The organism is Duganella sp. AC237 (assembly GCF_979254035.1).
The window spans coordinates 1,984,905-1,997,285 of sequence record NZ_CEEDEW010000003.1; the positions used below are offsets into that span (position 1 = coordinate 1,984,905).

9 protein-coding genes are annotated in these 12,381 nt (G+C 63.2%); 7 read left to right on the plus strand and 2 right to left on the minus strand.

Annotated elements, in window-relative coordinates:
* Position 1: 1 nt before the first annotated feature.
* The 4 genes from prpC (at position 2) to AC0IYS_RS09165 (ending at position 8,406) form a co-directional block, all read left to right on the plus strand.
* On the plus strand, positions 2–1,147 hold the full coding sequence (gene prpC, locus AC0IYS_RS09150; protein ID WP_471704864.1) for a bifunctional 2-methylcitrate synthase/citrate synthase: 1,146 nt from the start codon (positions 2–4) through the stop codon (positions 1,145–1,147).
* A complete protein-coding gene (acnD, locus tag AC0IYS_RS09155; protein ID WP_471704865.1) occupies positions 1,148–3,745 on the plus strand; it encodes a Fe/S-dependent 2-methylisocitrate dehydratase AcnD in 2,598 nt (865 codons plus the stop codon). It begins immediately after the preceding gene.
* A gap of 2 nt (positions 3,746–3,747) precedes the next feature.
* A complete protein-coding gene (gene prpF / locus AC0IYS_RS09160) occupies positions 3,748–4,944 on the plus strand; it encodes a 2-methylaconitate cis-trans isomerase PrpF (RefSeq protein ID WP_471704866.1) in 1,197 nt (398 codons plus the stop codon).
* A 189-nt stretch (positions 4,945–5,133) separates the two neighbouring features.
* Positions 5,134–8,406 (plus strand): bifunctional diguanylate cyclase/phosphodiesterase, encoded by a 3,273-nt coding sequence (locus AC0IYS_RS09165; protein ID WP_471704867.1) that lies wholly within the window; start codon positions 5,134–5,136, stop codon positions 8,404–8,406.
* 26 nt (positions 8,407–8,432) lie between these two features.
* Here the strand turns inward: AC0IYS_RS09165 and xth are convergent, their stop codons facing one another.
* On the minus strand, positions 8,433–9,197 hold the full coding sequence (gene xth, locus AC0IYS_RS09170) for an exodeoxyribonuclease III (RefSeq protein WP_471704868.1): 765 nt from the start codon (positions 9,195–9,197) through the stop codon (positions 8,433–8,435).
* Positions 9,198–9,614: 417 nt separating this feature from the next.
* Here xth and AC0IYS_RS09175 point away from each other — a divergent pair, with 417 nt between their 5' ends.
* From AC0IYS_RS09175 to AC0IYS_RS09185, 3 genes are read left to right on the plus strand one after another with little or no spacing between them, the layout of a single operon-like run.
* Positions 9,615–10,043 carry a hypothetical protein gene (locus AC0IYS_RS09175; RefSeq protein ID WP_471704869.1) on the plus strand — a complete coding sequence of 143 codons (429 nt, stop codon included), beginning with the start codon at positions 9,615–9,617 and terminating at the stop codon, positions 10,041–10,043.
* Between the two features lie 13 nt (positions 10,044–10,056).
* Positions 10,057–10,248: a DUF1653 domain-containing protein gene (locus AC0IYS_RS09180; protein WP_471704870.1), complete on the plus strand. Its 192-nt coding sequence runs from the start codon at positions 10,057–10,059 to the stop codon at positions 10,246–10,248.
* Positions 10,249–10,307: 59 nt separating this feature from the next.
* The gene (locus AC0IYS_RS09185; RefSeq protein WP_471704871.1) at positions 10,308–10,766 is read left to right on the plus strand and encodes a hypothetical protein; all 459 of its coding nucleotides are present in this window, start codon (positions 10,308–10,310) and stop codon (positions 10,764–10,766) included.
* Positions 10,767–10,858: 92 nt separating this feature from the next.
* Here AC0IYS_RS09185 and AC0IYS_RS09190 read toward each other — a convergent pair whose 3' ends face one another.
* A complete protein-coding gene (locus tag AC0IYS_RS09190; protein ID WP_471704872.1) occupies positions 10,859–12,358 on the minus strand; it encodes a leucyl aminopeptidase in 1,500 nt (499 codons plus the stop codon).
* Positions 12,359–12,381: the final 23 nt, after the last annotated feature.

A 12,381-nucleotide genomic window follows, 5' to 3' on the forward strand; every position in this document is an offset into this window, starting at 1 on the left:
CATGACCGAGACCACCTTCAAACCAAAAAAATCCGTCGCGCTGTCGGGCGTCACCGCAGGTAACACGGGGCTGTGCTCCGTCGGAAAAACCGGTAACGACCTGCATTACCGTGGTTACGACATCCTTGATGTGGCCAATTCCTGCGAGTTCGAGGAAATCGCCTATCTGCTGGTGCACGGCAAACTGCCCAACGAGGCGGAGCTGCGCGGCTACAAGGCCAAGCTGCGTTCCTTGCGCGGCCTGCCGCAGGCGCTGAAGTCGGCGCTTGAGGCGCTGCCGGCATCGGCGCATCCGATGGACGTGATGCGCACCGGCGTCTCGGTGCTGGGCTGCGTGCTGCCCGAGAAGGATGACCACAATGTGCCGGGCGCGCGCGACATCGCCGACCGCCTGATGGCGTCTTTCGGTTCCATGCTGCTGTATTGGTATCACTTCAGCCACAATGGCAAGCGCATCGAAGTGGAAACCGACGACGATTCCATCGGCGGCCATTTCCTGCACCTGCTGCACGGTTTCAAGCCATCCGAGAGCTGGGTGCAGGCGATGCACACGTCGTTGATCCTGTATGCGGAACACGAATTCAACGCGTCGACCTTCACCGGCCGCGTGATCGCCGGCACGGGGTCCGACATCCACTCGGCCATCACCGGCGCGATCGGCGCGCTGCGCGGTCCGAAACACGGCGGCGCCAACGAATTCGCGTTCGAGATCCAGAAGCGCTACGAAAATCCGGACGAGGCGGAAGCGGACATCCGCAACCGCGTCGCCAACAAGGAAGTGGTGATCGGTTTCGGCCACCCGGTGTACACGATCTCCGATCCGCGCAACGTCGTCATCAAGGAGGTGGCACGCAAGCTGTCTCGCGAGGGTGGCTCGATGAAGATGTTCGACATCGCCGAACGCCTGGAGACGGTGATGTGGGACGCCAAGAAGATGTTCCCCAACCTGGACTGGTTCTCGGCCGTGTCGTACCACATGATGGGCGTGCCGACGGCGATGTTCACGCCGTTGTTCGTCATTTCGCGCACCTCCGGCTGGGCCGCGCACATCATCGAGCAGCGCATCGACAACAAGATCATTCGTCCGAGCGCGAACTACGTCGGCCCGGAGGACCTGCAATTCGTGCCAATCAAGGACAGGAAATAAATGAATACCTTATTCCGCAAACCCTTGCCGGGCACCCAGCTGGACTACTTCGACGCGCGTGCCGCCGTCGACGCGATCCAGCCCGGCGCCTGGGCCAAACTGCCGTACACCTCGCGCGTACTGGCGGAGAACCTGGTGCGCCGCTGCGACCCGGCGACCTTGAACGCTTCGCTTAGCCAATTCATCGAACGCCGCCGCGACCTGGATTTCCCCTGGTTCCCGGCGCGCGTGGTGTGCCACGACATTCTGGGCCAGACCGCGCTGGTTGACCTGGCCGGCCTGCGCGACGCCATCGCGTTGCAGGGCGGCGATCCGGCGCTGGTCAACCCCGTGGTACCGACGCAACTGGTGGTCGACCATTCGCTGGCGGTCGAATGCGGCGGCTTCGATCCCGACGCCTTCGACAAGAACCGCGTAATCGAGGACCGCCGCAATGAGGACCGCTTCGATTTCATCAACTGGACCAAGAAGGCGTTCAAGAATGTCGACGTGATCCCGCCGGGGAACGGCATCCTGCACCAGATTAATCTGGAGCGCATGTCGCCGGTGATCCAGACCGTGGATGGCGTGGCCTTCCCGGATACGCTGGTCGGCACCGACTCGCACACGCCGATGGTCGACGCGCTGGGCGTGATCGCCATCGGCGTCGGCGGACTGGAAGCGGAGAGCGTGATGCTGGGCCGCGCATCATGGATGCGGCTGCCGGATATCATCGGCGTCGAGCTGACCGGCAAGCCGCAAGAGGGCATCACCGCCACCGACACGGTGCTGGCGCTGACCGAATTCCTGCGCAAGCAAAAGGTCGTGTCGTCGTATCTGGAGTTCTTCGGCGAGGGCGCGGCCCACCTGACCCTGGGCGACCGCGCGACCATCTCCAACATGGCGCCGGAATACGGCTCCACCGCCGCCATGTTCTACATCGACGAGCAAACCATCAAGTACCTGAAGCTGACCGGCCGCGATGATGAACTGGTCAAGCTGGTGGAGCTTTACGCGAAAGAAACCGGCCTGTGGGCCGACGCGCTCAAAACCGCCGAATACGAGCGCGTATTGACGTTCGACCTGTCGTCGGTGGTGCGCAATATCGCCGGGCCGTCCAATCCGCACAGCCGCGTGCCGACTTCCGAGCTGGCCGCGCGCGGCATCAGCGGCGTGGTGGAAAACGAGCCTGGCCTGATGCCGGATGGCGCCTGCATCATCGCCGCCATCACCAGCTGCACCAATACCAACAACCCGCGCAACATGATCGCCGCCGGTCTGCTGGCGCGCAACGCCAACGCGCGCGGCCTGACCCGCAAGCCGTGGGTGAAAAGCTCGCTCGCCCCCGGCTCCAAGACCGTCACCCTGTATCTGGAGGAGGCGGGGCTGATGGCGGAGCTGGAGAAGCTCGGCTTCGGCGTGGTCGCCTATGCCTGCACGTCGTGCAACGGCATGTCCGGCGCGCTAGATCCGGCGATACAAAAAGAGGTGGTGGAGCGTGACTTGTATGCGACCGCCGTCCTGTCGGGCAACCGCAATTTCGATGGCCGCATCCACCCGTATGCGAAGCAGGCCTTCCTGGCGTCGCCGCCGCTGGTGGTGGCGTACGCGATCGCCGGCACCATCCGCTTCGACATCGAGAAGGATGTACTGGGCCACGACGCCAATGGCCAGCCGGTCACCCTGAAGGACATCTGGCCGTCCGACGAGGAGATCGACAGCATTGTCGCCGCCAGCGTCAAGCCGGAGCAGTTCCGCAAGGTCTATATCCCGATGTTCGCCAAACAGGCCGACGACGGCCTGAAAGTGAGCCCTTTGTACGACTGGCGTCCGCAGACCACCTATATCCGCCGTCCGCCATACTGGGAAGGCGCGCTGGCCGGTGCCCGGCCGCTGAAGGGCATGCGTCCGCTGGCGCTGCTGGGCGATAACATCACCACCGACCATCTGTCGCCGTCGAACGCCATCATGCTCGACAGCGCGGCCGGCGAGTACCTGGCCAAAATGGGCCTGCCGGAGGAGGACTTCAACTCCTATGCCACGCACCGTGGCGACCACCTGACCGCGCAGCGCGCGACCTTCGCCAATCCGACCCTGAAGAACGAGATGGTGCGCGGGCAGGACGGCAAGGTGATGGCCGGTTCGCTGGCGCGCATCGAGCCGGAAGGGCGCGTCACGCGCATGTGGGAAGCCATCGAGACCTACATGGAGCGCAAGCAGCCGCTGATCGTGATCGCCGGCGCCGACTACGGGCAGGGCTCGTCGCGCGACTGGGCGGCCAAGGGCGTGCGGCTGGCCGGCGTGGAGGCGATCGTGGCCGAGGGCTTCGAGCGCATCCACCGCACCAATCTGGTCGGCATGGGCGTGCTGCCGCTGGAGTTCATGCCCGGCGTGAACCGTTTGACCCTGGCGCTGGACGGCACCGAGACCTATGACGTGATCGGCGCGCGCACCCCGCGTTCGACGCTGAGCCTGGTGATCAATCGCCTCAGCGGCGCGCAGGTGGAGGTGCCGGTGATCTGCCGTCTCGATACGGCGGAAGAAGTGTCGATCTACGAGGCAGGCGGCGTGCTGCAGCGCTTCGCCCAGGATTTCCTCGAATCCGTGAAGGCGGCCTGACCATGACGAACTACACCATCCACCCGCCGCAAATCAAGATCCCCGCCGTGTATATGCGCGGCGGCACCAGCAAGGGCGTTTTCTTCCGGCTGGGCGATTTGCCGGAGGCCGCGCAGACGCCGGGCGCCGCGCGCGACGCGCTGCTGCTGCGCGTGATCGGTAGCCCCGACCCCTACGGCAAGCAAATCGACGGCATGGGCGGCGGCTCGTCCAGCACCAGCAAGACGGTGATCGTCTCCAAAAGCGACAAACCCGATCACGATATTGATTATTTGTTCGGCCAGGTCTCCATCGACAAGGCGTTTGTCGATTGGAGCGGCAATTGCGGCAACCTGTCGGCCGCCGTCGGCGCGTTCGCCATCAGCGCCGGCCTGCTGGACCCGGCGCGCGTTCCACAAAACGGCATGGCCGTGGTGCGCGTGTGGCAGGCCAATATCGGCAAGACCATCATCGCCCACGTGCCGATGACGAATGGCGAAGTGCAGGAAACCGGCGACTTCGAGCTCGATGGCGTCACTTTCCCGGCGGCCGAAGTGCAGCTTGAATTCATGGACCCGGCGGCGGACGAGGAGGGCAGCGGGGGCTCGATGTTCCCGACCGGCCAACTGATCGACGACCTTGAGGTGCCGGGCATCGGTACGCTCAAGGCGACCATGATCAACGCCGGCATCCCGACCATTTTCGTCGACGCCGATGCCATCGGCTACACCGGCATTGAACTGCAGGACGCGGTGAATGGCGACGTGGCCGCGCTGGCGATGTTCGAGTCGATCCGCGCGCATGGCGCGCTGCGCATGGGTCTCATCAAGCACCTGGACGAGGCGGCGCAGCGCCAGCACACGCCGAAGGTGGCGTTTGTGGCGAAGCCTTCGAGCTACATCGCCTCCAGCGGCAAGCGCATTCACGCCGGCGATATCGACCTGCTGGTGCGCGCGCTCTCGATGGGCAAGCTGCATCACGCGATGATGGGCACGGCCGCCGTGGCGATCGGCACCGCCGCCGCCATTCCCGGCACGCTGGTCAACCTGGCCGCGGGCGGCGGTGCGCTGGACGCGGTGCGCTTCGGCCACCCATCCGGCACCTTGCGCGTCGGCGCGCAGGCGACACAACAAAACGGCGAGTGGCGCGTGACCAAGGCGGTCATGAGCCGCAGCGCGCGCGTGCTGATGGAAGGCTGGGTGAGGGCGCCCGCCGCGTGACGCTGGCATGATGCGAGTCAGTGCGCGGCCCCGCTGCGCGGCGTCTTAGGACACCGCGCAGTGTCGTTTTTAAGAACGCGAAATCGGCAGGCGGATGGCTAATGATACCAATGTGGTTTATCATCTGCCAACAATGCTGCCAATATGTAACGATCAAGGCGGCATTTTTTTCGGGTGCTCCTGGTGTTCATGAATCGCGTTTCATCCCATACTGATTTCGTCGCGGACGCCCTGGCGCTGATCGGCGTTCCCGCGTGCGCGTACAGCGCCGAGGGCCTGGTGCTGGCCGCAAACGCGGAGTTGATCTCCCTGCTCGAATCCGATCCCTGCGGCCAAACCGTGGCGAGTCTGTTCGCGCGCCATCTGCGCGCCGCCAGCGTCGCGCGCCTGAACGACGCGCAGACGGCGCAGTCCTGGGACAGCTGCCTCGCTTCGGCCAGCGGCAAGTACATCGCCGTGCAGGCCTGGACCAAACCGCTGCCGGCCGGCGCCGAAACAGATGGCGGCACCATCGTCTTCCACGATATCAGCGACGTACAGCGCTCGCAGCGCGCGTTGCGTAAAACGCTGCTCGAACAGCAGGCCATCCTGGAGAACGCCGCCGTCGGCATCCTGTTCAGCAAGGATGGCCGCATCGCCGAATGTAATATCCGCTGCGCCGAGATGCTGGGCTACAGCCGCGAGGAGCTCGAGGGCGCGCCCAGCGTGATCGTCTATCCCAGCGAGCAGGATTTCCTCGAGCTGGGACGCGAGGCCGGGCCGCCGCTGGCGCAAGGCTTGCCGTTCAAGACGGAACTGGTCTTGCGGCGCAAGGATGGCAGCACATTCTGGGCGCGGCTGTTCGGCCGCGCCATCGATACCATCCACACCAGCGAAGGCACGGTGTGGATCGTCGAAGACATCAACGAGCACCGCATCGACGAGGAAAAGCTGCGCCGCGCGCTGATCGAGCAGAAGGCGATCCTGGACAACGCGTCGATCGGCATCCTGTTTAGTAAAGGCCAGGTCGTCCGCAACTGCAACCGGCGCATGGCGGAGATGTTCGGCTACGCCGTCGAGGATATGGTCGGCATGCCGGCATCCGACATATTTCCGTCGCAGGAAAAGTATCAGGTCTTCGCGCTGGAGGCGCGGGCACGGCTCGACAACGGCAAGCCTTACGAAAGCTCCGCGTTCGAATTCAAACGCAAGGACGGCACCGTGATCTGGTGCCGCGTGCGCGCCAACGCGATGAATGAGGTGAACACCGAGGGCGGCGCCATCTGGATCATCGAGGACGTGACCACCACGCGCCAGACGCAGATGGAAGTGGAGGCGATCATGACCAACGCCTCGATGAGCATCCTGTTCACCAAAAACCGCATCATCACGCGCTACAACCGGGGCTTCGGCGACATGTTCGGCTATCCCGGCGACACCGGCCTGGGTGTCCCGGGCCGCGCGCTGTATCCGTCGCAGGAAGCCTACGAGCGGCTGGGCGCAGAGGCCGCGCCCTATCTGTCGGTGGCAAAGCCTTTCCAGACCGAGATAGAAATGCGCCGCGCCGACGATACGCGCCTGTGGGCGCAACTGATCGGCTACGTGGTCAATCCTGCCGATCCGGGCCAGGGCACGATCTGGGTGATCGAGGACCGCACCGAGCAAAAACGCGCCGAGGAGGCGCTGCGCAACGCGCTGCTGGAAAACCAGGCCATCCTCGACAGCGCGGTATTGGGCATCTCGGTGGTGGAGCAGGGGCTCAACCTGCGCTGCAATACCAAGATGGAGGAATTGTTCGGCTACGCGCCCGGCGAGATGAACCACCTCAGCGTGCAGGCTTTTTATGCCGACAAGGCCGCGTGGCGGGAGGCGCGCGCGGCGACGGCGCAGGATTTCCGCACCGGCCGCGTCAACGTCGCCGAGTATCAACTGGTGCGCAAGGACGGCAGCCGGTTCTGGGCGCGCCTATCGGGCCGGCCGTTCGACCTGGCGCAGCCCTACGGGCGCTCGGTGTGGCTGGTGGACGACATCACCGCGCGGCGCGAGGCGGCCGAAGCGGTCAGCCGCGCGCGCGACGAGCTGGAAGTGCGCGTGCTCGAACGCACGGCCGAACTGGCGGGCGCCAACGCGCTGCTGCAAGGCGAGATCGTCGAACGCCGCCAGGCCGAGGCGCGCGTGCATCACATGGCCTACCACGACAGCCTGACCGGTTTGCCGAACCGCGCCTTGCTGTCTGACCGGCTGGACCGCGCCATGCTGGCGGCGCGGCGTTCGCAGCGCCAGCTGGCGGTGATGTTCATCGACCTTGACCGCTTCAAGACCATCAACGATTCGCTGGGCCACATGACCGGCGACCAGCTGCTGAAGGAAGTGGCGAGCCGCTTGTGCCGCGCAGTGCGCGCCAGCGATACCGTGGCCCGTTTGGGCGGCGACGAGTTCGTGGTGCTGGTGCCGGGCATCTCCAGCGCGGACGAGGCCAGCCAGGTGGCCGAGAAGATCATCCTGGCGCTGTCCGAAGGCTTTCCGCTGGAAGGGCGCAACCTGCACATCACGCCGTCCATCGGCATTTGTGTGTATCCGGACGACGGCGCCGACGTGGCGACCCTGATGCGCCACGCCGACGCGGCCATGTATCACGCCAAGGCGAGCGGCAGGAATAATTACCAGTATTTCAAGGAGGCGATGAACCAGTCTGCGGCGCGCCACTTCGAGCTGGAGTCGAGCCTGCGCAGCGCGCTGGCGCTGGACGAATTCACCTTGCACTTCCAGCCGATCATGGATATCGGCACGCGCCGCCTGCATGCGATGGAGGTGCTGCTGCGCTGGCGCCGCGATAACGAGGAACTGGTGATGCCGGACAGTTTCATTCCGCTGATCGAGGAAAACGGCTTGATCGTGCCGGTCGGCGAATGGGTGATCCGCCAGGCGTGCGTGCAGAGCATGACATGGCAGCGTGAAGGCCTGGTCCCGGTGCCGCTGGCGGTGAACCTGTCGCCGCGCCAGTTCATGCACCGGGGGCTGGTCGAATCGATACGGCGCATCCTCGACGAAACCGGCATCGATCCGGCGCTGCTGGAATTCGAGATCACCGAGACGGCGCTGATGCAGCACGGCGAGCATACGCTGGACGTCCTGGGGCAGATCAACGCGATGGGCATCCGCCTGTCGATCGACGATTTCGGCACCGGTTATTCGAGCCTGGCCTACCTGAAGCGCTTCCCGGTCAAGAAGATCAAGATCGACCGCGCCTTCATCAAGGATCTGGAGGATAGCGCCGAGGATCGCGCCATCGTGGCGGCGATCATCGCGCTGTCGGACAGCCTGCAACTGTCGGTGGTGGCGGAGGGGGTGGAGACGGAGGGCCAGTACGCGCTCCTGCAGCGCAACGGGTGCCAGTTCGCGCAGGGCTATCTGTTTTCGCCGCCGGTGCCGCATGCGACCGCGCAGCTGCTGCTGCCGCGGCCTCCGATCGTGGCCGTTTAGACGGAGCAGAGAGCCGGGGTGGCGGATCAGTCGAGTGTGGCGATCACCGGCGCGTGGTCGGACGGCTGCTCCAGCTTGCGCGGCGCGCGGTCGATGACGCAGGCGCTGCAGCGTGCCACCAATGCCGGCGACAGCAGGATGTGGTCGATGCGCAGGCCTTTGTTCAGGCGGAAGCCGAGGCCACGGTAGTCCCACCAACTGAACGATTTTTCAGGTTGCTCGAACAGGCGGTAGGCATCGGTGAGGCCGATGTCGAGCAGGCGGGTGAGCGCGGCGCGTTCCTTTTCGGAAACATGCACCATGCCTTCCCAGGCGGCCGGATCGTGGACGTCGCGGTCCTCGGGGGCGATGTTGTAATCGCCGACCACGGCCAGTTGGGGATGGAGGGCGGCTTCCTGCTTGATCCAGTCGTGAAAGGCAGACAGCCAGCCCATTTTGTATTCGTATTTCTCAGAACCAACGCTCTGACCATTCGGCACATAGGCGCAGACGACCCGTACGCCGTCGATGGTCGCAGCGAGGATACGTTGCTGTGGGTCATCCAAGAGCGGGTTGTTTTTGACCACGTCGGTGATCGGCAACTTGGAAATAATCGCGACGCCGTTGTAAGTTTTTTGCCCGCTGTACACGACATGATAGCCAGCGGCTTCAATAATACTAGCCGGAAACTTGTCATCGGTTAATTTTGTTTCTTGCAGACAGAGCACGTCTGTTGGATTTTCCACCAGCCAATTCATAACGTGCGGCAGTCTTACGTTCAGTGAGTTAACATTCCATGTGGCTAGTTTCATCGGGGGATCAGTGTCCTTGCGGGTTTGGTGGAGGCGATACGCCTATGAAACGCATCTTACCGTAACTTCATTTAACAGATGAGCTTGTCGATTTGTCGTGTTTTATAAAAAAACACGAAATAGAACTTCGCAAGTGTGGTGGTAAGGCATAAAATGTTGCAAAAAGTGTGAAATAAAAATTTAATTGCTACTTTTGTCTCATAGTTGTCAGAATTGTACTTCAGTAGGAGACAGAATGGCAAAAGAGAAATATACTGATGCAAATTAGTGGGAAAACTAGTGTTTCCTATCAGCAACCACAAAATAGCAAGAGCCGTGTATATTAATCATTGTGATGCCGCAATAAGTGATACTATACGGAAATAACTTGTAGTTTTAACAGTGAATTGCGCGTAGCGCATTTACAAAGGAATTGAAATGCGAACTGCATTTGAGGCATGGGCACAGCGCGACGGACATATCGTTCGCCGCCGTGAAGATAAGCCAGAAGAGTATCTGGTCTTTGAAACGCAGCGCCGCTGGGTAATCTGGCAAGCGGCACTGGAACATGGCAAAACGCCGGGCGGTCGCAAGACCGCTGCGCAAAAGGAGGCAGCCGCCGCCGAAAAGCGCGCAGCCGAAGCGCTGCAACGTCCCCCGGTTATTAATTCCGACGAAGCCGCGGTGCGCAATCAGGTGTTGAACGAAGTCCTCGACGCTTTCTCCACCCTTGGTGGCGAGCGCGGCATGGATGACATCCTGAAAGTGGTGCAGGGCTTGAAGAAGAAGCAGCTGGAGCAGGAACAGGGCAAGGACAAAGTCGAGGAACGTGTGGCCCAGTCGGCGCAAGTTCGTCAGAACGCCTGACGCCAAGGCTGCGATGACCCGCTTCCGGCACTACAAGGGCGGCCTCTACGAGTTGGTGTGCGAGGCCACCCTGGAGTCCGACCTGAGCACCATGATCGTTTACCGCGCGCCCGACGGGTCCATCTGGGCGCGGCCGAAAGACGTGTTTTTTCAACTCATCGAGGTCGATGGCGTAAAAGTGCAACGCTTTACGCCTCTTGATTGAGCGAATCAATCCGCGCCCGGCTTGCTACACTGTGTCTGTATCTACTTTAGAGGCAGACCATGTTTCTCCGTCCCGTCGCCGCGTGCCGCGCACTGCCGGTCTTGCTGGCCATGCTGGCAAGCGCCGGCTGCGCGTCCCTGACTGAATCGACCCAACAGAATGTGCTGGTGCAGACCGTGCTCGATCACCGCGAGATCGGCGGCGTTGGCTGCGTGTTGTATAACGATGTCGGCAAGTGGTTCGTCACCACGCCGGCCCGCGTGACCCTGCGCAAGAGCGCGGCCCCGCTGCGCATCGATTGCCAGAAGGAGGGCGCGGCCTGGGCGTACGAGAAGGTCGATCCGAAGGCCAATGGCAATTTGTGGGGCAATGTGATGTTGACGGCGGGTGTCGGCTATGTCATCGACCGCAACACCGGCGCCGGCTATGATTATCCGTCGACGTTGACGGTGGTGATGCGTCCGGCCGAGGGCAGGGACGAGGGGCCGCCGCCGGCGGCCGGCGTGACGTTGTATTGAGCGCACTGGGTGGCGGCGCAGAAATGGCGGATTACGGCGTTCCGCCTAATCCGCCAGGCGCCGCCGGGGACCCCGGCGGCGGATCGCGGCGCTTACGAACCGGCGCGGTTGATCAGGAAGTTAGACAGCAGCGGCACCGGACGGCCGGTCGCGCCCTTCGCGCCGCCCGATTTCCATGCGGTGCCGGCGATGTCCAGATGCGCCCAGGTGTACTTGCGCGTGAAGTTCTCCAGGAACGCCGCCGCCGTGCACGAGGCGCCGCCCGGCGTGCCGATGTTGGCCAGGTCGGCGAAGTTGGACTTCAGCTGCTCGTTGTACTCCTCGCCGATCGGCAGGCGCCACGCGGTGTCGCTGGAGGCTTTGCCGGCGGCCATGATCTCGTCGGCCAGCTGGTTGTGGACGTCGTCGTCGCGCGTGAACAAACCGCTCTTGTGGTGGCCCAGCGCGACGATGCACGCGCCCGTCAGGGTGGCAATGTCGATCACGGCGGCCGGGTTGAAGCGCTCTGCGTAGGTCAGCGCGTCGCACAGCACCAGGCGGCCTTCGGCGTCGGTGTTGAGGATCTCGATGGTCAAGCCGTTCATCGACGTGACGATGTCGCCCGGCTTGGTGGCGCGGCCCGACGGCATGTTCTCGCAGCTGGCGATCACGCCGATCACGTTCAATTTCAAATCCATCTCGCCGATGGCGCGGAAGGTGCCCAGCACCGAGGCGGCGCCGCCCATGTCGTACTTCATTTCGTCCATGCCCGGACCCGCCTTGAGCGAGATGCCGCCGGTGTCGAAGGTGATGCCCTTACCGACCAACACCACCGGCGCATCCTTGGACTTGCCGCCCATGTGCTTGAGGATGATGAACTTCGGCGGCTGCTCGCTGCCGTTGGTGACCGACAGGAAGCTGTTCATCTTCAGCGCTTCGAGCTGTTTGCGGTCCAGGATCTCGACGTCGAACTTGTAGTCCTTGGCCAGCTTCTTGGCGGTGTTGGCCAGGTAGGTCGGGGTGCAGACGTTGGCCGACAGGTTGCCCAGTTCCTTGGTCAGGTCCATGCCGTTGGCGATGGACACGGCTTGCGCCAGCGCCAGCTTGGTGGCGGGCGTGTTCGGCACCGCCAGGGCGATCTTCTTGACGCCGGCCGGTGCCGGGTCCTTCTTGCTTTTCTGGCCGTCGGTGCGGAACGCGGCTTCGTGGGCGCTTTGCACCACGCAGCGGATCGCCCAATTGACGTCGCGCTCTTTCACTTCGGTCATCGGCAGTGCGATAATAGCGTCGCTCGTGCCCAGGGCCGAGAAAGCCTTCAATGCCGCGGAAACGCCGCTGGCGAAGCTTTTCTCGCTGACGGCGTCGTCGCTGCCCAGGCCGACCAGCAGCACCCGCTCGGCGCTGGCGCCCTTGACGCCGCGCAGCAGCAAGGTGCTGCCGGCTTTGCCGCTGATGTCGCCGGACTTGAGCGCGGCCGTGATGTCACCGGAACCGTCCAGTGCTTTGGCAGCTTGCGACAGCTTTTTATTCTCGAACACCGCCACGGCGACGACGCCCGTTTTGGCCGAGTTGATGGTGTTTTTTGTGTCGAATGCTTTTATGCTAAAGTCCATTTGATTCTCCGTGTCGTGTACGA